Source organism: Bacillus cereus group sp. BceL062, from assembly GCF_051780025.1.
Taxonomy (GTDB): domain Bacteria; phylum Bacillota; class Bacilli; order Bacillales; family Bacillaceae_G; genus Bacillus_A; species Bacillus_A toyonensis.
Map to the genome: position 1 here is coordinate 246,025 of NZ_JBPWGY010000008.1, position 23,064 is coordinate 269,088.

Below are 23,064 nucleotides of genomic sequence, written 5' to 3' on the forward strand. Positions count from 1 at the left end.
GAGAACCAAGTAGTACGAATGTGCTACTTGGTTCTTTTTAATATAGCACGCGCCACAAATAAAAAGTTGCATAAGATTCCCAATTTGTCCAGTTTGCCGCAAAGTCTTTTATTTCATGTTTAGTCGGTTTATTTTCGGAACATGTAATAAATTTAATTGCATTATGCAGACCAACATCATCAATTGGAAAGGCTGAAGTGAAGCGTAAACAGCGCATTAAAACATAGTGGGCAGTCCACGGTCCTATACCATGGATAGCGGTTAATTGTTTTTCAGCAATTTTTACATCTTGTGTTTGTAGTAACGATTCTTTTGATAGTTTCCCTTCTGTAATAAGCCTCGCAATACCGATTAAATATTCACATTTTCTAGTCGTCATTTTTAATTTTTTAAGATCCTCTACATGTAAATTTGCAATTGTTTCAGGTGATGGGAATATCCTATGTTTTCTATCGTTCCATTTTACGTAACTTCCAAATTGTTCAACTAATCTTCTTTTTAGCGTATAAGCATATGCGAGGTTAATTTGTTGACCGATAATTCCCCAGGAAAGTGCTTCAAATAAATCTGGAATACCTAATGTGCGAAGCCCATAATAATCTTGAATAGGGCCTTGAAGGAGTGGGTCATGTTTAGCTAATGTATAAAAAGGAGCTAAATCGGTAGTGAAATCAAACCACTCTATTACGTAGTTAGCTACAGCATCACATACCCATTTTTCAGAGTTATAGGATTCTCCTAAAAAACGTATTTGAATATTTCCGTCAGTATTTATACTAATTTCAACTAAAGGGTTTACATGTTCAACAGGAATGACTTTATAAATTTTGTTATCTTCAATGTGAAACATACATTCATTGTTAGAACGTGATAGATAGCGTAAGTTTTCTTGGAAATTAAATTCTTTTGGAGCTGCTAAAGTCAATGCGTTATTATATTCTGCTGTCATATGAATTCCACCTGTAATTTTTCTAATGTGAGCAATTCTTTTTTCATTTCTAATCCGCCTCTAAAACCAGTTAGTTTTCCATCTTTTCCTATAACGCGATGGCAAGGAATCGTAATGAGAAGAGGGTTGGCGGCAATAGCAGAAGCAACGGCACGCACAGCTGTAGGTTTTTGAATTCTTTCTGCAATTTCTGAATAAGAATAGGTCTTCCCGTAAGGAATTTCACGTACCGTATTCCAAACGGATAATTGAAAAGCAGTTCCGTAAGCATCGATAGGGAAAGTAAAAGTTTCACGCTTGTTTTCTAAATACTCCATAATTTCTTTCGTATATGTTTGCATGTAATCTGGATTGCAAGTCAATATATGTTGGGGCTGTTTTTTTCTAGCCCATATATTTAGTTCTTCAAAGTTTGCGTCTTGTGATCCAATGAAACAAATTCCATTTTCAGTTGCAGCAATATGAAAGCACCAATTTTTATGTGTAAGTAGCGCCCAATATATAGATTTATTTTTGTAGGAATTCATTATTGTCTACCTCTTTCATTACGTTCTTTTTTCGATATTCAGTAGGAGTAAATCCAGTTTTCTTTTTAAATAAAGTTGCGAAATACTCTTGGTTTTCTATCCCGACAGCAGTACTAATTTCCTTAACGGATTGCTTTGTATGTGAAAGATATTCCATCGCTTTTACAATCCTGAATTGCTGTATATATTCCATTGGGCTAATTCCTGTTATTCTTTTGAAAGTGCGTTGTAAATGAAAGGGGCTACCGTGGCACATTTCCGCCAGTATGTCGAGAGTTAATGCTTCGTCAAAATGCTTTTCAATATACTCTTTAATTTGTTCTACCCACTCTTCATTTGGTAAAGTAATCCCATTTGGTTTACAACGTTTGCACGGACGAAAGTTTTCATGCAATGCCTGCTCTGCATGAAGAAAAATTCGTACATTGTTTTGATTCGGTATTCTTGATTTACACGATGGTCGGCAAAAGATACCAGTTGATTTCACAGCATAAAAGAATTTGTTGTCATAGGAAGAATCATTATGAATAATTGCTTGCCAATACACACTTGTTAACATAAATTCTCCATTGTGCAAAGAACATCACCTCTGAAATTAGTATAACCTGAATAAAGTGCGTATGTACGTATTCAAAAATGTAAGAGCAAGATTACAAAGATGAAAATATGATTGTTTTTCTATTTTGTGATAGCATGAACTTTGAAAGTGAACAGCAAGAGGAGGATTATAAGTGAAGTTAATTTCATGGAATGTAAATGGTTTACGTGCAGTTATCACAAAAGGTGGATTTTTAGAATATCTTGAGGAATCCAATGCAGATATATTTTGTCTACAAGAAATTAAATTACAGAGTGGACAAATTGATTTAAATCTAGAGGGATATTATACATATTGGAATTATGCTGTGAAAAAAGGCTATTCAGGAACGGCAATTTTTACGAAAAAAGAACCGCTTTCTGTTACGTACGGTTTAGGCATTGAAGAGCATGATCAAGAAGGAAGAGTCATTACTTTAGAATTCGAAGATTTTTACATGATAACGTTATATACGCCAAACTCAAAACGAGGATTAGAGCGTTTAGATTACAGAATGGAATGGGAAGATGATTTCAGGGCTTACATAAAGCAATTAGATGAAAAGAAACCAGTTATTTTCTGTGGAGATTTAAATGTTGCTCATAAAGAAATAGATTTAAAAAATCCAAAAAGTAACCGTAAAAACCCTGGATTCTCTGATGAAGAAAGGGAGAAGTTTACACGTATTTTAGAAGAAGGATTTGTTGATACGTACCGTCACCTTTATCCTAATCAGGAAGGGGCATACTCTTGGTGGTCCTATCGTATGGGAGCAAGAGCGAAAAATATCGGATGGCGTTTAGATTATTTTGTTGTCTCGGACAGAATAAAAGGGCAAATAACGGATGCGAAAATTAACAGTGAAATAATAGGATCAGATCATTGTCCAGTTGAATTACATATAAATTTCTAAAAAAAGAAGTATCTCGCTAATAATAGGCGGATACTTCTTTTTAATTCAGTTTGTTAAAATTTTTCAAATCATTCTTGAAATAATTACATATTAAATATATACTTAGTAACGATAATCATTATCAACGAAAAGAATTATCAATGGATGAAGTATAAAAGAATTATAGTTTAGGGGAAGTGAATGAGAATGAGTTCCGGATAAAATTATTAATCTAATGAAATATATGCTTAGAACAAGTTTCATGTAGTTAAGTTTTTATATAAAAATAATCTATTTACAGGTTTCGAGAGGAGATATATGAAGATGAACAAGAAGTTATTTACATTAGGGATGGTTACAGTTTTAAGTGTAGGGTTAGCGGCATGTAATAGTGCGGATAAAACTTCAGGGGAGCAAAAGCAACAGACAAAAGCTACGGAAACAAAAAAAGATGAAAAACGAAAAATTACATATTTAGGTAAAGAATATACAGTGCCAGCAAAAGTAGATAAAATTGCGACAGCTAGTTTAGAGTCAATGGAAGATGCGGCAGTACTTGGAATTAAACCAGTTGGTGCGATTACTGTAGGTGGTAAATTACCAAAGTATCTTGAAAAAGATTTAGAGGGTGCAAAATCTGTTGGTGAGAAAATGCAACCGAATTTTGAAACATTACTTCAATTAAAACCAGATGTTATTACATCAAGTACGAAATTCCCAGCAGAAACAGCTGAAAAGTTTACGAAAGTAGCTCCGACGTTCCCAGTATCACACGTTTCAACAAATTGGGAAGATAACTTAAAGTTAATGGGAGAATTAACTGGTAAAAAAGATAAAGCAGAAAAGATTATTAAAGATTACAATGCGGACGCTGAAAAAGCAAAAGCAAAACTAGGAGATAAGTTAAAAGACAAAAAAGTACTTGTCGTTAGACTGAGAGCAAACGAATTATTCCTCTATCCTGAAGGCGTATACTTTAACCCTGTCATTTATAAAGATCTTGGACTAACTGCTCCAGAGCAATTGAAAACTGTAAAAGCACAAGAGAAAATTTCATTTGAAAAACTTGCTGAACTTAACCCGGATTATATTTTCTTACAATACGAGGCAAGTGAAAATAAAAACCCGAAAGTACTAGAAGAAATTGAAAGCAATCCAATTTGGCAAAGTATGAATGCTGCGAAAGAAAAGAAAGTATTTGTAAACGTTGTGGATCCAATGGCACAAGGTGGTACAGCTTGGAGTAAAACAGCATTCTTAAAAGAAGCAGTGAAAAATTTATCTAAATAATACAATAAGTAAGGTGCGTTGAATGATATGCAGAAAACAAATGCAGTACCAGTAACTATATTATGTATAGCACCCATACTCATCTTAGCTACAGTTATACTTTCTATTTTGTATGGTGCGAAAAGTATTGATGCTGAAACAGTGTGGAACGCATTATTTCATTTTGATTCAAGCGATGTAAATCATAATATTATTATTACTTCACGTTTACCAAGGGTAGTTGCAGCTCTTTTAGTCGGAGCATTTCTAGCCATATCAGGAGCACTTATGCAGGGGATGACAAGAAACTATCTTGCATCCCCTTCTATTATGGGTGTGACGGATGGTGCAGCCTTTGTTATTACACTATGTATGATTTTTCTTCCAGGAATGTCATCGATCGGTATGGTTTTATGTTCAATGATTGGTTCTGCACTAGGGGCCGGTATCGTGTTTGGTTTTGGCTCACTTCTTCAAAATGGCTTATCTCCTGTTAGGTTAGCAATTATAGGGACAGTTATTGGAACATTTTTAAGCAGTGTATCAGCTGCGATGGCTTCGTATTTCCAAATCTCTCAAAATGTTAGTTTTTGGTTTAATGCAAAGTTAGACCAAGTGGACCCTAATATAATTAAAATTACGATACCTTTTGGGATAATTGGGATAGTTTTAGCGCTGTTAATAGCGAAATCTATTACCATTCTTTCTTTAGGAGAAGAAGTTTCTATTAATCTAGGGCAGCGTACAAAACTAGTAAAAGCGATGGCAATTTTATCAGTAATTTTTTTAACAGGAACAGCAGTTGCTTTAGTAGGAAAAGTTGGTTTTGTAGGCTTAATTATTCCACACATTACTCGCTTTATTATTGGGGTAGATTATAAGTGGATTTTACCATGTGCGGGTGTTATTGGTGGAGTTTTCTTAGCTTTATGTGATGTATTAAGTAGATTTGTAAACTATCCATTTGAAACGCCAATTGGAGTCGTTACATCTTTAATTGGGATTCCTTTCTTCCTTTATTTAATCCGTACAAGAGGAGGAGAGAGACATGCTTAAAAGTTCAAGTCAACGTTTTGGAATGACGATGGGGATTATTATATTTTTAATACTATGTGCCATTTATATTAGTTTAACGAATGGAACGTTTGATATTACGATTACAGATGTATTTAAAACACTTTTTAGAATAGATCCGTTACCAGAGCATGATTTAGTTATTTTTGAGTTTCGTCTTCCGCGCATTGTAATTGCTGGATTAGTAGGATTAGGATTAGGCGTTGCGGGTGCTGTAATTCAAGGGATTACGAGAAATGGTTTGGCGGACCCAGGTATTTTAGGAGTAAATGCCGGAGCAGGTACAGCTATCGTCATTTTTATGTTTTTCTTTCAAGGACAATTAAAGAGCACAGACTGGATTTCTATAATGATGATGCCGATGTTTGGCCTAGTTGGTGGATTAGGTGCAGCCATTATAATCTATCTGTTTTCTTGGAAAAACGGTAAGTTAGATTCGCAGCGACTTTTGTTAACAGGGATTGCAATCGGTTCAGGGTTTGGCGCATTCTCTATGTATTTATCACTCAAAATGAAATCAACAGATTTTGAGATGGCTGCAGTTTGGGTGTCTGGAAGCATATATAGTGCAAACTGGAAGTATATTATTGCTATGTTACCGTGGCTTATCATTTTAATTCCACTGATACAGAAGAAAGCTTATTTATTAGATTTATTTCAATTGGAAGAAACGAGTATTACGAGTTTAGGTGTTTCAGTAGAAAGAGAGAAATCAATTTTACTATTAAGTAGTATCGGACTTGTAAGCGCATGTGTTGCTGTTTCAGGAAGTATTGGTTTCATCGGACTAATGGCACCGCATATAGCGAAAAGACTTGTTGGTATTCAGCATAAGCATATCATTCCTACGTGCGGAGTAATCGGAATATTTCTTGTAATTGCTTCAGACTTTATTGCAAAAACAGTTTTCACACCTGTAGAGTTACCAGTTGGAATCGTTATTTCTATTGTCGGTGTACCGTATTTCTTATATTTACTTTATAAGGCGAAAGCGTAAGAGGAGGAATAAAAGTGAGTATGTTAAGTGCAAAAAATTTAGAAACGAGTTATGAAAAACTTACAGTGTTTCGCGATTTAAATGTGGAAATACAAGAAGGAAAAGTAACGACAATTATAGGGCCAAACGGGTGCGGTAAATCAACACTATTAAAAACGATGGGACGAATTTTAAAGCAAAAAAGCGGTAAAGTGTATTTGCAAGGACAGGATTTAAATACAATTCCAACGAAAGAAATTGCCAAGCTGTTAGCTTTACTTCCGCAAACTCCGATTGCACCAGGAGAGCTTAAAGTAGAAGAATTAATTTCTTATGGACGCTATCCACATCGAAATAACGTAAACAAGTTAACCTCAAAAGATAAAGAAATCATTGATTGGGCATTAGATATAACGAAAACTTCAGAATTTAGAACGAGACAAATTGCAAATTTATCAGGTGGTCAACGACAAAAGGTATGGCTAGCAATGGCTTTAGCACAAGAGACAGAAGTGTTGCTATTAGATGAACCGACTACATATCTTGATATGTCTCACCAATTAGATGTATTGCAAATTGTAGAAAAGTTAAATAGAGAACATAACTGTACGATTGTAATGGTATTGCATGATATTAACCACGCAGCAAGGTTTTCCGATGAAATTATTGCAATGAAAGATGGGAAAATTGTTAAAACTGGTAGTCCAGAAGAAATTATTACAAATGAAGTCTTAAAAGAAGTATTTCATATTGATGCACGTGTCATGATTGACCCGTATAATGGGGCTCCTGTTTGTTTCGGTTATGATAGTGTTGTATCTCAAGAAGAAAAAGTAGAAATATATGTAACGAGCTAAAAGGGGGAGATAGGGTGAATACTACTATTGAAAAACAGCAGATTATTACATCTAATACAGAACAGTGGAAAATGTATTCAAAAGTAGAGGGTAAGGAATATCAAATTCATATTTCAAAGCCGAGGCAACCAGCACCGGATTCAGGATACCCTGTCATATACGTATTAGATGGCAATGCCTTTTTTCAAACATTTCATGAAGCGGTTAAAATACAATCAGTAAGGGCTGAAAAAACAGGTGTTTCACCAGCCGTTATAGTAGGTATCGGTTATCCAATTGAAGGAGCATTTTCAGGAGAAGAAAGATGCTATGATTTTACACCTAGCGTAATTTCAAAAGATGCTCCTTTAAAACCAGACGGTAAACCGTGGCCTAAAACAGGAGGAGCACATAACTTCTTTACTTTTATTGAAGAAGAAGTTAAACCGCAAATTGAAAAAAGTTTTGCGATTGATAAAGGAAAACAAACGTTATTTGGGCATTCGCTAGGTGGCCTATTTGCTTTACACATACTATTTACAAACGTAAATGCCTTTCAAAATTATTTTATTAGTAGTCCATCTATTTGGTGGAATAACCGATCTGTACTTGAAAAAGAAGAGAACCTTATAAATGAATTAAACAATGCTAAGTTTGAAACAGGGGTATTCCTTACAGTTGGGTCACTAGAACGAGAGCATATGGTTGTAGGTGCAAATGAATTATCAGAGCGACTTCTCCAAGTAACACATGATAAACTTAAATTTAAGTTTTATGAAGCGGAAGGGGAGAATCACGCATCTGTTGTCCCAACGTCTTTAAGTAAAGGATTGCGATTTATTAGTCAAGTGTAGAAGAAGTATATGAAAAAAGGTAAGCGATTGCTTACCTTTTTTCATTATAGTTTTATTGCTACGTATCCATCAATTAAAAAGCTAGTGAAAAAGCGATTGATTTGAGTAAATCCACATTCCTCCATAATAGCAAGTAGATTATTTTCGGAAATAGGAAATATGTCTGTTTCAAAAGAATTTTCAAATCGGTTCCAATCTTCTAATGGAATTTGATTTTGTATCATGTAGTTTTGCCAAGCATTCAATTGTGCAGAAAACATACTTGTATGGGGTACACCATTTATTGTAGAGAGAAAGAATGGAGCACCAGGTTTTAAACGCCTACTAATTTCATGAAGAAGCTCTTTTTTCTCCTCAATAGTTGGGATGAAATGAAGAACAAGCATACAAGTAGCGGTGTCAAATAACGAATTTGGTAATAATGAATGGACAGTTCCATGTACGAAGTGAATTTGATTCTGTACGCCTTCGTTTTCAATTCTTTTTTTAGCTAACTGTATCATGCTTTCAGATGGATCAACACCTGTAAAAGATAAATTGCTATTTTGTTTACCTATTGAGAGGATTTCTTGTCCACCTCCAGCACCTATAACTAGTAAATTCGGATTGATATGTTCTTTAGGGAGTGTAGTAAACAAGAAATGATTTATCATGTCGTATAGGGTGTAGTAGCTTGGGATTTTTAATGGAATTCTTTGTTCATATGAACTTACGGTAGTATCATTCCAATTCATTTTTGACCTCCTTAGTATATGTGCTATAGCTTTATTATGAAATAAATGTATGAAGGTGAACAATCCCATAAATCTGGGGGGAAGAGGATGTATGAAAAAACAACGAAAGAAATTACAATGGTAGCGAATCGTATAAGTTCTATAAGGACATTTCAAAAGTCATTTCTCCACTTGATTCGTAAAGTCATTGATTTTGAAGCCGCTTGTTTTACAATTATAGACCCAATTTCTTTTTTATCTACTGGGGCATTTACGGATGCAAGTGTTGAAAAGATTCATCCACAATTGTTTATGAATGAATTTCTAGAAGATGATTTTAATAAATTTAAATATTTATCAGAACACTCACCTCATGTTGCTGCTCTTAGTATGGCGACAAATGGTGAGCAAAAGAAAAGTTCTAGATACCGAAATATTTTACAACCAGCAAGTTTTGGAGATGAATTAAGGGGCGTTTGTATAAGTAAGGGGAAATGTTTTGGGCATCTTAGTTTATTTCGAGGGAGTACCAGTCCCGTTTTTCATATCGAGGATTGTAAGTACTTAGCAACGATAGTCCCAATTGCTGGAGAGGCTTTAAAAAAGGCATTTTCTATACCTTTTTCAGAAGAGAAGGTGATAGGGACAGGCACGATTATATTAAGTGAGGATTTTAATTTATTATATTCGAATCAAGATGGCAGCGATTGGCTCTCAAATCTTAGAAAGTATGAACAGTTAAATTTAAAAGAAATACCAAGGCCAATACGAGCAGTTTGTTCAAAAGTAAAGGCTACCGAATATAATGTAGATTGCATACGGAGAGAAGAAAAAGTTTGTATACCTTTAGCCTATGGACATTTTCTAATCATTCGGGCCAGTAAGTTAGAATGTACAAGTAGTTTTCAGGGTGGTTATGTTGTTCTTTTCGAAAGAGCAAGACCAGAAGAAATCTTTCCACTTATTATGGAAGTTTATAGTTTTACAACACGTGAGAAGCAAGTAATACGTAAAATTCTTACAGGTATGTCGACAAAGGAATTAGCCCAAGAACTGTGTATATCTATATACACAGTACAAGATCATTTAAAATCCATTTTTGAAAAGATTGGGGTAAGTAGTAGAAATGAACTTGTGTGGGAGGTTTTTTCGAAATTTTGCTTTGATGTTGATAAATAAAAATAAAACAAGTCTACTAAAACCACATGAAGTACGGTGGATGAGTTATAAAATAGGGCTGAAAAAAGGTTATGGATGAAACATTCCATAACCTTTTTTCATAAGTAGAATTGTCCTTTTTGAAAGTTTTGTTTCAACTTTTCGTCTAAAGAGACAAAAAGTTGTCACATTTCCGTCACAATTAGCATAAACATAAAATAGACGAAATGAACTTATTTCCAAAAAGGCTTGATTCATTCAAATCAAGAGGGATAGAGCTGAAAAAGCGCGGATTAAAAGTTCACTATATTCTCAAGGAGGTAGATCGTATGAAAACTATTCTTGCTATCGCTGGACTGATTTGGGTTCTATCACATGGCATCCCAATTTATGAAGGAGAACAAATTCGCAGTGCTCTGAATAAAAATTTTAATGAATATCATATCATTGATCGGCAAGATAATGTTGTGACAGTTCGAGTGAATGATTGTTTTCATACGGTGACCGTTGAAGGAACTTCAGTAGTGAATGATACAAAAGTATGTGATCAGCAATAACTATATATAGGAAGAAAAAAGTCTCAATTTAAACGTGTGAAGATTGAGGCTTTTATATTTGTAGGCGAATAATAAGCGGGGATGGACAATCCCCGCTTATTATTGTTTCAATTTATACCGCTATTTGCCGGGCAGGCTACCCGTAAAAGCCCGATTGGGGAGTGCTAATTAAAGTTTCACTTTATTGGATTTTGATTGGAGATATAATGATTTTTTTACAAAAAGGAAAGGGTATAATAAAAATTGAGACTGAGAAGCTAATAATGTGTTAAGAATAATCATAAAGTGGAAATATACTCATATGGGGTATCATACATGGATATTTAATGCTATAATTAGTATACTCATAAAAGCAATTGTTTTATTGGATGAAGAGAAATTTTAAGAAGGTGATAATATGGATCATAAAGAGCATGAATCAGTAACACATAGATCAGAAAAAGAAAAAGAGCAAATTATAAATAGATTGAAGAGAATCGAAGGACAAGTTCGTGGTATTCAAAATATGATTGAAAATGATCGTTATTGCGTTGATATTTTAGTGCAAATTTCAGCGATTAATGCAGCGATGAAAAAAGTAGGAATGGGTGTCTTAAAAAATCATACGAGTCATTGTGTTTCAGGAGCTATTAAAAATGGAAATGGTGACGAAGCAATTGAAGAATTAATGACAGTATTTGAACGTTTTTCAAAAGCGTAAAAACAAGCTAGTATGTAACTGGCTTGTTTTTTTTGTTTACCCGTATATTGGATTTAGGTGTATTGTAGTGAAAAAGTGTGTGTAAAATAAACGTTTAGAAAATAATTGAAAAATCATGATACAAAACCATTGATTACCTTAGGGGGGTATGGTAAGATGTAGTTGTGATTAACAAACAATGAAGAAACAAGAGGAGGATTTTAAATGGAACAGTTAACATTAAAAGTTGAAGGTATGTCTTGTGGACATTGTGTAAACTCTATCGAAAGCAGTGTGAAAGAGCTAAACGGTGTTGAACAAGTGAAGGTTCAATTAGCAGAAGGAACTGTTGAAGTTACTATCGACTCGTCTGCTATAACATTAAAAGATATCGTTGCTGTAATCGAAGATCAAGGATACGATGTTCAATAATTATTTTTAGATATGGAAATAAATCGTACTTTAAACGAAGTACGATTTATTTTGCTAATAATTATACCTTATAAGGGTATATAGAGGTGAGAGACATGAATGAACAAAAAGAGGCCAATCTTCAAATATCAGGAATGACATGTGCAGCATGTGCCAATAGAATTGAAAAAGGTCTGAAAAAAGTAGAAGGTGTTCATGATGCAAATGTAAATTTTGCACTTGAAAAAACAAAAATAATGTACGATCCAACTAAAACAAATCCGCAACACTTTAAAGAAAAAGTTGAATCGTTAGGATATGGAATTGTAAGTGATAAAGCTGAATTTACTGTTTCAGGAATGACATGTGCAGCATGTGCGAATAGAGTTGAAAAGCGTTTAAATAAGTTAGATGGTGTGAACAAAGCGACGGTTAATTTCGCTTTAGAGTCGGCAACGGTAGACTTTAATCCTGATGAAGTCAGTGTAAATGAAATGAAGAGTACGATTACAAAGTTAGGATATAAATTAGAAGTGAAATCAGATGAGCAAGATGGATCAACAGATCATCGCTTACAAGAAATTGAACGACAAAAGAAGAAATTTATTATTTCGTTTATTTTATCATTCCCGTTATTGTGGGCAATGGTGAGTCATTTCTCATTTACATCGTTTATTTATTTACCTGATATGCTAATGAACCCTTGGGTACAGCTAGCCCTTGCAACTCCTGTTCAATTTATCATTGGTGGACAGTTTTATATTGGAGCTTATAAAGCGTTACGTAATAAAAGTGCGAATATGGATGTTCTCGTGGCACTTGGAACGTCGGCCGCTTATTTCTATAGTGTATATTTAAGTATTCAATCTATTGGTTCTTCGGAACATATGACAGATTTATATTTTGAAACGAGTGCGGTACTTATTACATTAATTATTTTAGGTAAATTATTTGAAGCAAAGGCAAAGGGACGTTCATCAGAAGCAATTAAAAAGTTAATGGGATTACAAGCGAAAACAGCTACAGTTGTGCGAGATGGAACAGAAATGAAGATTTTAATCGAAGAAGTGGTAGCTGGTGATATCGTTTATGTAAAACCTGGTGAAAAAATACCAGTTGATGGAGAAATTGTAGAAGGAAAATCTGCGATTGATGAATCGATGTTAACGGGTGAAAGTATTCCAGTTGATAAAACAATTGGAGATGTAGTAATTGGTTCTACAATAAATAAAAATGGATTTTTAAAAGTTAAAGCAACTAAGGTAGGTAGAGATACGGCATTAGCTCAAATTATTAAAGTAGTAGAAGAAGCGCAAGGATCGAAAGCGCCTATTCAACGGGTAGCTGATCAAATTTCTGGTATTTTCGTACCGGTTGTAGTTGTGATTGCTATTATTACATTTGCAGTGTGGATGATATTTGTTACACCTGGTGATTTTGGCGGAGCGCTTGAGAAAATGATAGCAGTACTTGTTATCGCTTGCCCATGTGCGTTAGGTCTTGCGACACCTACATCTATTATGGCTGGATCAGGAAGATCAGCTGAGTATGGTATTTTATTTAAAGGTGGAGAGCATTTAGAAGCAACGCACCGATTAGATACGGTTATTTTAGACAAAACGGGTACTGTGACAAATGGGAAGCCAGTGTTAACAGATATAATTGTAGCAGATGGATTCCATGAAGAAGAAATACTACGTTTAGTAGGAGCGACAGAAAAAAATTCTGAACACCCACTTGCAGAAGCGATAGTAGAAGGAATTAAAGAAAAGAAAATTGATATACCAAGTTCGGAAACATTTGAAGCAATTCCTGGGTTCGGTATTGAATCGATTGTTGAAGGGAAACAATTATTAATTGGTACACGTCGATTAATGACGAAGTTTAATATTGATATTGAAGAAGTTTCTAAATCGATGGAAGAGCTAGAGCGAGAAGGAAAAACAGCAATGTTAATAGCGATAGATAAGGAGTATGCTGGAATAGTTGCTGTTGCGGATACTGTAAAAGATACTTCAAAAGCAGCTATCGCACGACTTAAGAAAATGGGTCTAGACGTTGTTATGATTACAGGGGATAATACACAAACTGCTCAGGCAATTGCAGGGCAAGTTGGTATTGATCACGTAATTGCAGAAGTATTGCCAGAAGGAAAAGCAGAAGAAGTGAAAAAACTGCAAGCGCAAGGTAAGAAAGTAGCGATGGTTGGAGATGGAATAAATGATGCTCCTGCTCTTGCTATAGCAGACATTGGTATGGCAATTGGAACAGGAACGGATGTAGCGATGGAAGCAGCGGATATTACGTTAATCCGTGGTGATTTAAATAGTATTGCCGATGCAATTTTTATGAGTAAAATGACGATTAGAAATATTAAGCAAAACCTATTCTGGGCGTTAGCTTATAATGGCTTAGGGATCCCAATTGCAGCATTAGGTTTCTTAGCACCTTGGGTTGCAGGGGCGGCGATGGCATTTAGCTCGGTATCAGTCGTATTAAATGCACTAAGATTGCAAAGAGTGAAATTAAAATAATAAAAATTTTAATTTATAGAGCAATTGAAAATGCTTTTATACAAAAAAACAATACTTTGAATAAGTGTTGTTTTTTTGTTTGTATAAAAAGAAAAAAGGTATAATAAAGCAGCAATATTGAATCTTATTATAGTAGAAAGCCGAGTGTTAGTTTAGTAAGGAGACTCATATATGTTAACGGATATTATAATTAGGACATTCCAGAAAGAGGATTTAGAAACAGTATTACAATTGTTCTATGAAACAGTTCATACGGTGAATGCAAGAGATTATAACGAGTTACAGCTACAGGCATGGGCGCCAAAGCGACTAGATAGAGAAAGATGGCTACAGTCTTTAGAAAAGAATATTTGTTACGTTGCTGAGTATAGAGGTGTGATAGTGGGGTTTGGGGATTATAATGATGAGTATTACATAGATCGCTTATTTACGCATAAAGATTATCAAGGAAAAGGGGTAGCTTCATACATATTACAGAAGTTAGAAAAAGAAGCAGTGAACTTAGGGCACGGGGATATATATACAGAGGCGAGTATTACAGCAAAATCTTTCTTTGAAAGGAAAGGTTTTATTTGCATAAAGGAACAAAAAAAACAGCACAATGGTCAGATTTTTATTAATTATGTTATGAAAAAATAGCCTTCTCATAAACGAGAAGGCTATTTTTTCATTATTTTACAGCTTCTTTTAGTTCTTTACCAGCTTTGAAAGCAGGTACTTTAGAAGCTGCGATTTGCATTTCTTCACCAGTTTGTGGGTTACGGCCTGTACGAGCAGCTCTTTCACGAACTTCGAATGTACCGAATCCGATAAGTTGTACTTTTTCACCAGCAGCTAAAGCGTTAGTGATTGATTCTACTACAGTTTGTACAACTACAGTAGCTTCTTTTTGAGAAATCTCAGCATTTTGTGCTACGTTTTTAATTAATTCTGTTTTATTCATGTTTTTCACCTCATATGTAAATAATGCTATTTAAGTTGTTATTATAACGTATAAAACATTCGAGAACAAGTGTACGTAGATATATTCACGAAAAAAATGAAATTTGTAATATTTTTTAGGCCTACTTTATAACCATTCCATTTAAGCGGATATAGATTTGTTCTGTATTTCAGTCTTCTCTTTATTTGTAGGTAGTTTCTTATTATAAGATATGAAATAAGGTAGTTCTACAAAATACAAACCGCCTACTAAATTCCCAAAGAAAACAAGAAGTTTGGGAAATATTCAATCCAAGTTACATGACCGGTAAAAATTGCAGCTGGGATAACAAACATATTTGCTACAACGTGTTGAAACCCCAATTTTTTTCATGTTGTCACATCAATGTAACAAAAGGATTTTAAACTACATCTAGAGGTGAAAACATGAATACGCATCATGTAAAAAAAGAACAAAAAAAATCAATCTTAAAGAAATTTATTATAAGTTTCATAAGTATAGTAATGATTCCAGTAAGCTTGTATTTCTATGCGACAGAAATAGAACGAAAACTAATAACAGTTACGTGGAATGAAATAGAAGCCCCGACGATTCCTAAAGAGTTTAATAATAAAAAAATATTGCAATTCTCAGATGTACATTTAGGACCAGAGTTTACATTGAAACAACTAGAGAATTTGGTGGAGAAGATGAATGAATTGCATCCAGATATAGTAGTTTTCACAGGAGATTTAATAGATAAGTTTGGATCTTATAGTGCGGAAAAAGATGAAGCGAAGGTTATTTTGCAGAAAATTAATGCTCCCTTAGGGAAATATGCTGTGTTTGGGAATCATGATAGGGGCGGGGGTGGTAGTGTGTTTTATAAAAAGTATATGGAGGAAGCTGGTTTTTCTGTATTAGTAAATGAAGTTCAGAAAATTGAAGTGGGAAACGGCAAATATATTACAATATCAGGTTTGGATGATTTCTTATTAGGGAAGCCGCAAATAGCCGCGACTTTAAAACATGTAAGGCAACAAGATTTCAATATGCTATTAGTACATGAGCCGGATGTTGTAGACAAAGTAGCTTGTTATCCAGTTGATTTTCAAGTTTCAGGGCATAGTCACGGAGGACAAGTTCAAATTCCTTTTATAGGTCCATTAATTACTACAAAATTAGCTGAGAGCTATGTTGAAGGTATGTATGAATTAGAAGGGAAGAATAAGCCGTTACATTTATACGTAAATCGAGGTATTGGGACAACCCGAATGCCGGTTAGATTTTGGAGTGTACCTGAACTTTCAGTATTTGTGTTGAAGCAAAATAGTAATTAGACGATTCTAGAATAGTAGGAGGAGTTTCAGAGAAAGTTCTCCTTTTTATTGATTAAATACAGAATGTTATGTAAATTAAATTTAAAGTGTTAAAAAAGAAAGGGGAATTTCTATGATAGAAACATGGCATAAAGAGTTGGAAAGTTTGTATAACCAAATGGTTTCGTGGCGAAGAGATTTTCATCAATACCCAGAGCTATCGTTTCAAGAAATAGAAACACCGAAAAAAATAGCTGCAATCTTAAAAAGTTTTCATATTGATGTGAAAACAGATGTCGGGGGAAGAGGAATCATCGGCGTAATTGAAGGTGGGAAATCTGGGAAGACAATCGCGTTGCGTGCTGACTTTGATGCACTACCTATTCAAGATGAAAAGAAAGTTTCATATAAATCAAAGGTTCCGGGCGTAATGCACGCTTGTGGCCATGATGGACATACAGCAACACTTTTAGGAGTTGCAAAAATATTAAGTGATCATAGAGACCAGCTTTCTGGAAAAATAGTTCTTATACACCAACATGCAGAAGAGAAAGAGCCTGGCGGGGCTATCGCTATGATTGAGGATGGTTGTTTAGAGGGAGTAGATGTTGTTTTTGGTACGCATGTATCTTCTCAAATGCCTGTAGGAATTGTTGGTGCGAAAGCAGGAGCAATGATGGCGGCAGCTGATTCTTTTGAGGTGAAGGTTCAAGGGCGAGGTGGTCACGGAGGTATGCCACATCATACTGTAGATGCTATTATTGTTGCAACACAAATTATTAACCAGTTGCAACTGTTAGTTAGTAGAAAAGTCGATCCACTTCAATCCGTAGTTTTAACAGTTGGTACATTCCATGCTGGTCAAGCGGATAATATTATTGCGGATACTGCTATGTTTACAGGAACCATTCGAACGTTAGATCCTGAAGTAAGAGAATATATGGAGAAGGAATTTAGACGAGTTGTTGAGGGGATTTGTCAGTCTCTTCAGGCTGAAGTTAATATTCAATATAAACGTGGCTATCCAATATTAATAAATCATGTAGAGGAAACGAGTCATTTTATGGAGGTTGCAGAACGTGATCTTGGAAGAGAAAGGGTCATTGAAGTGCCGCCGATTATGGGTGGTGAAGATTTTGCATACTACTTAGAGCATGTTCCAGGAGCATTTTTCTTCACAGGTGCGGGTAATGAAGAAATAGGAGCAACATATCCGCATCATCATCCTCAATTTGATTTTGATGAACATGCAATGTTAGTTGGTGGGAAGTTACTTTTAAGTCTCGTAAATAGCTATTTACGAAATGGAGATGAATCTCTTCGTACTGTAGATATGGATGTGAAAAAGTAATTTACATAAATAAAAACAGCAATAGGTTACTTTATATAACCTATTGCTGTTTTTTATTATTTTTGCAAAGGAATAGCATCAAAATATGTTCTGTAGTTATTGGAGAATTCAAAGTTGTTTTTTGCATCCCAATTAATGGACCAAGACATTAGACCACGAAATGCAGGGTAGCCATTTTGATTAGAAAGCTTATACTTTCCTCCGAAAGGAACGCCTTTAATGATATAATCTAAAGCTTTTTTCATTTCAGTTGGAGAAATATACCCGCCACTTGGAGCTGCTGCTGGTGCCGCCGGAAGTCCAATCATTACTTGATCTGAACGAAGAGCGGGGAAAATATTATTTGGATTACCGCCTACAGGAAAGCCATGTAAGAGCATATCTGTCATCGCGACCTCGTAGTCTGCGGTTCCTTGATTATAATTATTACCGTCCATCCCAATGCCGCTACCAGCATTATAGTGTTGAACGTGAATATAAGTTAGTTTGTCTTTCACTCCGTAAATAATTGGTAAATATGCACCCCATATGCTTCCATATGCGCTATACCCGCCTTGAACATAAGCTGTTTCAGGGGCCATGCTTAATAGGAAATCTGGACCGTAATGGTCTGAAATCGTTCGAATTGCTGAGATAAGATTCACGATTTGAGGAGTTGTTGGGTTTTTAAAATTAGTGTCATTGCCGTTTAAGTAAATACCTGATTCAAGGTCAATATCTATTCCATCAAAACCGTATTTATCGATTAGAGATTGTATGGAATTAATAAAACGTTGTTTAGCGGCATTGTCAGGAAGTAAAACGACTCCATTTTGTCCACCTATTGAAAGAACTACTTTTTTTCCTTTACTTTTTAAATAGGAAATATCAGATTTGAACTCTGCATCTGTACCATACACAGGGGAAAATTCAACAGTGGAACGATCACCACCAGTTTCACCGAAAGATACATTTATTACATCCCATTTTGGTGAAACATCTTTTAATTTAATAATGCCAGTACCGTTATCAAAGTTATGCCAATATCCAACGAGTAATTTTGATCCTAAATTGTTTGCTGCTTTTGTTTGGAAGGGGGCTAGCGGTAGCAGTAAGAAAATTACTAACATACAACAAATGAATTTGAACTTGTTTAACATATCAACACTCCTATACAAAAAGTTGTCTAGATGTATAATCTTGTTTCTTTAATGATATCTGAAAATTTTATCTTTTGTTAGGTTTAAAAATTTTCTCAACAATTGTGTATGGAAAATTATTAAACCTAATGTAATAATTTAGGAAGGAGGTGGATTTATAATTTTTGAATTCAGAATATTTTGATATATTAAGAAATGTAAGACAAGGTTTTTTGCATAATACTCTTACATAAATTTCAAAATAAAGTTTGGAAGGGGATGTACAAAATTTGGATAAAAATCTTAAGAAAGACCTAAAAATACGCCACATTACGATGATCTCAATTGGTGGTGTAATAGGGGCTGGTTTGTTTGTTGGAAGTGGTGCAGTTGTACATTCGGCCGGGCCAGGTTCTATCGTTTCATATGGATTAGCAGGACTTCTAGTCATTTTCGTCATGAGAATGTTGGGGGAAATGGCAGCTATTAACCCGACAAGTGGTTCATTTGCAACATATGCACGAGAAGCTATTGGTCCATGGGCGGGGTATACAATTGGGTGGCTATATTGGTTTTTCTGGGTAATTGTTATTGCAATAGAAGCCACAGCAGGTGCTGGTATTATTCAATACTGGATTCCAGACATCCCACTCTGGTTATTAAGCCTAATATTAACGATTTTATTAACGTTGACGAATGTTTTTTCAGTGAAATCATTTGGAGAGTTTGAATATTGGTTTTCTTTTATTAAAGTAATAAGTATCGTCTTATTCCTTTGTCTTGGACTTGCTGTTATTTTAGGATTTGTACCAGGAACGGAAGCACCTGGCACTTCAAATTTAGTAGGACAAGGGGGATTTATGCCAAATGGGATAAGTTCGGTGCTGCTTGGAATTACCGTCGTTATATTTTCATTTATGGGGTCAGAGATTGTAGCAGTAGCGGCTGGTGAGTCTGCTGAGCCTGTAAAAGCGGTAAAAACAGCAACAAATAGTGTAATTTGGCGTATTCTCGTATTTTTCATTGGATCTATTGCTATAGTCGTTACACTTCTTCCGTGGAATTCAGCAAACATACTAAAAAGTCCTTTTGTAGCGGTACTTGAACATATAGGAATACCAGCGGCAGCACAAATTATGAATTTTATCGTTTTAACAGCTGTACTCTCTTGTTTAAATTCGGGCTTATATACAAACTCAAGAATGCTTTTTTCGATGGCAGAAAGAGGAGATGCTCCAAAGGTGTTTTTAAAATTGAACAGTAGTGGTGTTCCAGTTCGAGCAGTTTTATTTGGAACTTTCTTCGCTTATATTGGAGTTGTTTTTAGTTACATATCTCCAGATAAAGTATTTTTATTTTTAGTGAATGCTTCTGGTGGGATCGCGTTACTCGTTTATCTCGTTATTGCAGTTTCGCATTTAAAGATGCGTAAAAAAATGGGAAAAGTAGAACAAAGAAATTTGAAAGTGAAAATGTGGCTTTTCCCATATGTAACGTATGTTACAATTGCTGCTATTATAGCAGTTTTAGTTGCAATGCTTGCAATTGAATCTTTGCGTCCACAAGCACTTTTAACGATGCTTGTTACTGTTCTTATAATACTTTCTTATTTTATTTTTAATAGAAATAAAAATAGCACAGTTTTGAAACCTAAAAGTAGAAATGAAGAATCCGTTCGATTCTAATTTATTGTTTTGGAATAGAGTTACACCCAATCATTGCTATAAAAGAATCATATATAAACATAGAAACGAGTAATTACTATTGTCATAGTGAATATAAACTTTTTTCTTGACTTTTTATACGAAGGCGAGCAAAATGGTAAAAAAGGAAGGGGGGATGATGATGGAAGAGTACGTATTAGAGCTGTATAACCTGTTAGATACGACAGAATGGCAAGATATTGTTTCGTTTCTAGGAATAGTATTTTGCATGAAAATTGTAATTGTATATATGGAAGAGCAAGGTATGTTCTATTCCTTCTCATCCCCGTTCGATGTGCAGCGCGAGCCGTTGCTGAACTATGCCAAGGTGAATTACGAACAAATTCCTTTTGTTATATTCTTTATGATTCGATTTATAACAGCAATTGTAAAGAAGAAAGAAAGTGATGATGAAGAGTGCCACGTAACTTGTAATATAGCTAACGTTTTTTAAGCTAAATACAAGGAGGAGATTTATATGTGGTTTCGATTTCTTATGATTGGTTTCTTTTCATTAACAGCAATTTCATTAATGGGATATCAAGTATCTGAAATTTTTCAAGCATATAGCAATACGTTTTTTAACAAAAACTAATTGCATTGCTATTTGAATAATAAAGCGATAAAATCCTTCTTAAGAAGTCTTATTAAGAAGGATTTTTTTCTTTGTCTTGTCTTACTGTGTCAAACTATTGTCACATTTACACTGTGAATAATATGTTAAAATAGTGAGGTTACGTATACATATTTGAAGGAAGAGGGAGTGACCATTTTGGTGGATCAATCAACAAATCAGAAAAGCTATGCTCCTATTGTGATAACGCTTTCTGTAATTGTAAATGCGATTATTTTATTTTTGTTCTTTGGACCTGTTGGCTATGAAGGAGAAGTACATTTTGATGTAACGATTTTACCAATGTTAAATGCAATTTTTAATAGCTTTACGTTCGTATTCTTATTAGCAGCTTTATACTCTATTATTAAAAAGAATGTGAAAATGCACCGTGGTTTCATTCTTGCGGCATTCACGACGACTTTGCTATTCTGTGTTTCGTATTTATCGTATCATTACTTGGCGCCAGCAACACATTTTGGCGGGGAAGGATTTATTAAATATGTGTACTTCATCATTTTAATTACACATATTATCCTTGCGGCAATTATTGTACCACTTGCATTGTTCGCACTTGTATTTGGTTTTACGAATCAATTAACACGTCACCGTAAAATTGTACGATGGACGATGCCAATTTGGCTATATGTAAGTCTATCTGGTGTTATTGTTTACTTAATGATCTCACCTTATTATCAATAAAAAATCTCAGCCCTAAAGGCTGGGATTTTTTTGTTAAGCAAATATTTTTGTGAAATGAAAAAAATATGGTATACAAAAGTATAGTTGCTTTTTAAATAGAAGGGATGGTAAAAAGATATGCAAAATTTTGTATTTCGTAATCCGACAAAACTTATTTTCGGTAAAGGACAATTAGAGCAGTTAAAAACTGAAATTCCACAGTTCGGTAAAAAAGTTCTTCTCGTATATGGAGGAGGCAGCATTAAAAGAAACGGTATATATGATAATGTAATTTCTATTTTAAAAGATATAAATGCGGAAGTATTTGAATTGACTGGTGTTGAACCGAATCCTCGTGTATCAACAGTAAAAAAAGGGATTCAAATTTGTAAAGAAAATGGTGTCGAATTTATTTTAGCAGTTGGTGGAGGAAGTGTAATCGACTGTACGAAAGCGATTGCCGCTGGTAGTAAGTACGATGGTGATGTATGGGATATTGTAACGAAAAAAGCATTTGCTAGCGAGGCATTACCATTTGGTACTGTACTTACTCTTGCAGCAACAGGATCTGAAATGAATGCAGGCTCGGTAATTACAAACTGGGAAACGAATGAAAAATACGGCTGGGGTAGCCCGGTTACTTTCCCGCAGTTTTCAATCTTAGACCCAGTTCATACTGCGTCTGTACCGAAAGATCAAACAATTTACGGTATGGTAGATATTATGTCACACGTATTAGAACAATATTTCCATCATGGAACAAATACAGAACTACAAGACCGTTATTGTGAATCTGTTTTAAGAACAGTAATTGAAACAGCTCCTAAGCTTTTAAGCGATCTAGAAAATTATGAGCATAGGGAAACAATTTTATATTGCGGTACTATGGCGTTAAACGGCATTTTAGCAATGGGAGTAAAAGGAGACTGGGCAACTCATAATATTGAGCATGCAGTTTCTGCTGTTCATGACATACCACACGGCGGCGGCCTTGCAATTCTATTCCCAAATTGGATGAAGCATGTTATAGATGAAAATGTAAGTCGTTTTAAGCAGTTCGCTATTCGTGTATTTGATATAGAAACAGATGGCAAAACAGATAAAGAAGTGGCGTTAGAAGGAATTGAGGCACTGCGTCAATTTTGGACTTCAATTGAGGCGCCAGTAGCATTATCTGATTATACTATTGGAGAAAATGAAATTGATTTAATGGCGGATAAAGCGATGGCTTATGGTGAATTTGGTAACTTTAAAAAATTAAATAAAGATGATGTTTTAAGCATATATAAAGCTTCTTTATAAGTGAATCGAGAAAAGAAACCCATTTGATATAACAATCAAACGGGTTTAT

The 23,064-nt window shown here is 34.7% G+C and carries 24 protein-coding genes and 1 pseudogene; 18 read left to right on the forward strand and 7 right to left on the reverse strand.

Annotated features, from left to right (window positions below; genetic code table 11):
- Nucleotides 1-37: 37 nt before the first annotated feature.
- From ACS2MN_RS19860 to ACS2MN_RS19870, 3 genes are read right to left on the reverse strand one after another with little or no spacing between them, the layout of a single operon-like run.
- On the reverse strand, nt 38-949 hold the full coding sequence (locus ACS2MN_RS19860) for a DNA-3-methyladenine glycosylase 2 (protein ID WP_000123495.1): 912 nt from the start codon (nt 947-949) through the stop codon (nt 38-40).
- Complete coding sequence (locus tag ACS2MN_RS19865) at nt 946-1,476, reverse strand: methylated-DNA--[protein]-cysteine S-methyltransferase (protein WP_001089818.1); 531 nt, start codon at nt 1,474-1,476, stop codon at nt 946-948. The genes ACS2MN_RS19860 and ACS2MN_RS19865 overlap by 4 nt, the downstream gene beginning before the upstream one ends.
- Nucleotides 1,457-2,035, reverse strand: coding sequence for a bifunctional transcriptional activator/DNA repair enzyme AdaA (locus tag ACS2MN_RS19870; protein WP_346994988.1), 579 nt, complete (start codon nt 2,033-2,035; stop codon nt 1,457-1,459). Before ACS2MN_RS19870 ends, ACS2MN_RS19865 begins: the two co-directional genes overlap by 20 nt.
- Nucleotides 2,036-2,207: 172 nt before the next feature.
- On the opposite strand from ACS2MN_RS19870, the gene ACS2MN_RS19875 reads away from it, so the two are divergent.
- The 6 genes from ACS2MN_RS19875 to ACS2MN_RS19900 all read left to right on the forward strand — a co-directional run bounded on the left by ACS2MN_RS19875 (nt 2,208) and on the right by ACS2MN_RS19900 (nt 7,954).
- Entirely contained in the window at nt 2,208-2,966 is a 759-nt protein-coding gene (locus ACS2MN_RS19875) for an exodeoxyribonuclease III (RefSeq protein ID WP_000767623.1), read from the forward strand.
- A 303-nt stretch (nt 2,967-3,269) separates the two neighbouring features.
- Nucleotides 3,270-4,235: an iron-hydroxamate ABC transporter substrate-binding protein gene (locus ACS2MN_RS19880; RefSeq protein ID WP_001035500.1), complete on the forward strand. Its 966-nt coding sequence runs from the start codon at nt 3,270-3,272 to the stop codon at nt 4,233-4,235.
- A gap of 27 nt (nt 4,236-4,262) precedes the next feature.
- On the forward strand, nt 4,263-5,270 hold the full coding sequence (locus tag ACS2MN_RS19885) for a FecCD family ABC transporter permease (protein ID WP_001173039.1): 1,008 nt from the start codon (nt 4,263-4,265) through the stop codon (nt 5,268-5,270).
- Nucleotides 5,263-6,285, forward strand: a complete 1,023-nt coding sequence (locus ACS2MN_RS19890) for a FecCD family ABC transporter permease (RefSeq protein WP_000920444.1) — start codon at nt 5,263-5,265, stop codon at nt 6,283-6,285. Before ACS2MN_RS19885 ends, ACS2MN_RS19890 begins: the two co-directional genes overlap by 8 nt.
- A gap of 14 nt (nt 6,286-6,299) precedes the next feature.
- Nucleotides 6,300-7,121, forward strand: a complete 822-nt coding sequence (locus ACS2MN_RS19895) for an ABC transporter ATP-binding protein (RefSeq protein WP_088055195.1) — start codon at nt 6,300-6,302, stop codon at nt 7,119-7,121.
- A gap of 14 nt (nt 7,122-7,135) precedes the next feature.
- The gene (locus tag ACS2MN_RS19900) at nt 7,136-7,954 is read left to right on the forward strand and encodes an alpha/beta hydrolase (protein WP_001098325.1); all 819 of its coding nucleotides are present in this window, start codon (nt 7,136-7,138) and stop codon (nt 7,952-7,954) included.
- A gap of 44 nt (nt 7,955-7,998) precedes the next feature.
- Here the strand turns inward: ACS2MN_RS19900 and ACS2MN_RS19905 are convergent, their stop codons facing one another.
- A complete protein-coding gene (locus ACS2MN_RS19905) occupies nt 7,999-8,688 on the reverse strand; it encodes a class I SAM-dependent methyltransferase (protein WP_087950624.1) in 690 nt (229 codons plus the stop codon).
- A gap of 87 nt (nt 8,689-8,775) precedes the next feature.
- Here ACS2MN_RS19905 and ACS2MN_RS19910 point away from each other — a divergent pair, with 87 nt between their 5' ends.
- From ACS2MN_RS19910 to ACS2MN_RS19935, 6 genes are all read left to right on the forward strand, one after another.
- Nucleotides 8,776-9,846, forward strand: coding sequence for a helix-turn-helix transcriptional regulator (locus ACS2MN_RS19910; protein ID WP_000273068.1), 1,071 nt, complete (start codon nt 8,776-8,778; stop codon nt 9,844-9,846).
- A gap of 308 nt (nt 9,847-10,154) precedes the next feature.
- Nucleotides 10,155-10,382 (forward strand): hypothetical protein, encoded by a 228-nt coding sequence (locus ACS2MN_RS19915; RefSeq protein ID WP_000849103.1) that lies wholly within the window; start codon nt 10,155-10,157, stop codon nt 10,380-10,382.
- A gap of 397 nt (nt 10,383-10,779) precedes the next feature.
- Nucleotides 10,780-11,082 (forward strand): metal-sensing transcriptional repressor, encoded by a 303-nt coding sequence (locus ACS2MN_RS19920; protein ID WP_000349642.1) that lies wholly within the window; start codon nt 10,780-10,782, stop codon nt 11,080-11,082.
- A 204-nt stretch (nt 11,083-11,286) separates the two neighbouring features.
- Nucleotides 11,287-11,493 carry a copper chaperone CopZ gene (gene copZ, locus ACS2MN_RS19925; RefSeq protein WP_000436968.1) on the forward strand — a complete coding sequence of 69 codons (207 nt, stop codon included), beginning with the start codon at nt 11,287-11,289 and terminating at the stop codon, nt 11,491-11,493.
- A gap of 95 nt (nt 11,494-11,588) precedes the next feature.
- Entirely contained in the window at nt 11,589-14,006 is a 2,418-nt protein-coding gene (locus tag ACS2MN_RS19930) for a heavy metal translocating P-type ATPase (protein ID WP_346994985.1), read from the forward strand.
- Between the two features lie 171 nt (nt 14,007-14,177).
- Complete coding sequence (locus ACS2MN_RS19935; RefSeq protein ID WP_000954492.1) at nt 14,178-14,645, forward strand: GNAT family N-acetyltransferase; 468 nt, start codon at nt 14,178-14,180, stop codon at nt 14,643-14,645.
- A gap of 31 nt (nt 14,646-14,676) precedes the next feature.
- Here ACS2MN_RS19935 and ACS2MN_RS19940 read toward each other — a convergent pair whose 3' ends face one another.
- Both ACS2MN_RS19940 and ACS2MN_RS19945 read right to left on the reverse strand, forming a co-directional pair.
- Entirely contained in the window at nt 14,677-14,949 is a 273-nt protein-coding gene (locus ACS2MN_RS19940; protein ID WP_001043903.1) for an HU family DNA-binding protein, read from the reverse strand.
- Nucleotides 14,950-15,090: 141 nt separating this feature from the next.
- Nucleotides 15,091-15,311, reverse strand: a pseudogene (locus ACS2MN_RS19945) (formate/nitrite transporter family protein); the annotation flags it as partial.
- A 63-nt stretch (nt 15,312-15,374) separates the two neighbouring features.
- Between ACS2MN_RS19945 and ACS2MN_RS19950 the strand changes: the two are divergent.
- Nucleotides 15,375-16,268 carry a metallophosphoesterase gene (locus tag ACS2MN_RS19950; RefSeq protein ID WP_088055193.1) on the forward strand — a complete coding sequence of 298 codons (894 nt, stop codon included), beginning with the start codon at nt 15,375-15,377 and terminating at the stop codon, nt 16,266-16,268.
- Nucleotides 16,269-16,380: 112 nt separating this feature from the next.
- Nucleotides 16,381-17,598: a M20 metallopeptidase family protein gene (locus ACS2MN_RS19955; RefSeq protein WP_000573504.1), complete on the forward strand. Its 1,218-nt coding sequence runs from the start codon at nt 16,381-16,383 to the stop codon at nt 17,596-17,598.
- A 56-nt stretch (nt 17,599-17,654) separates the two neighbouring features.
- On the opposite strand, the gene ACS2MN_RS19960 is transcribed toward ACS2MN_RS19955, so the two are convergent.
- A complete protein-coding gene (locus tag ACS2MN_RS19960) occupies nt 17,655-18,737 on the reverse strand; it encodes a chitinase (protein WP_000932451.1) in 1,083 nt (360 codons plus the stop codon).
- A 269-nt stretch (nt 18,738-19,006) separates the two neighbouring features.
- Between ACS2MN_RS19960 and gabP the strand changes: the two genes are divergently transcribed.
- From gabP to ACS2MN_RS19980, 4 genes are all read left to right on the forward strand, one after another.
- Nucleotides 19,007-20,401 (forward strand): GABA permease, encoded by a 1,395-nt coding sequence (gene gabP / locus ACS2MN_RS19965; protein ID WP_000360129.1) that lies wholly within the window; start codon nt 19,007-19,009, stop codon nt 20,399-20,401.
- A gap of 133 nt (nt 20,402-20,534) precedes the next feature.
- The gene (locus ACS2MN_RS19970; protein WP_015000843.1) at nt 20,535-20,873 is read left to right on the forward strand and encodes a hypothetical protein; all 339 of its coding nucleotides are present in this window, start codon (nt 20,535-20,537) and stop codon (nt 20,871-20,873) included.
- Between the two features lie 318 nt (nt 20,874-21,191).
- Complete coding sequence (locus ACS2MN_RS19975; protein WP_000228316.1) at nt 21,192-21,734, forward strand: DUF420 domain-containing protein; 543 nt, start codon at nt 21,192-21,194, stop codon at nt 21,732-21,734.
- Between the two features lie 117 nt (nt 21,735-21,851).
- A complete protein-coding gene (locus ACS2MN_RS19980; RefSeq protein WP_001179085.1) occupies nt 21,852-23,015 on the forward strand; it encodes an iron-containing alcohol dehydrogenase in 1,164 nt (387 codons plus the stop codon).
- The last annotated feature ends 49 nt before the right edge of the window (nt 23,016-23,064 follow it).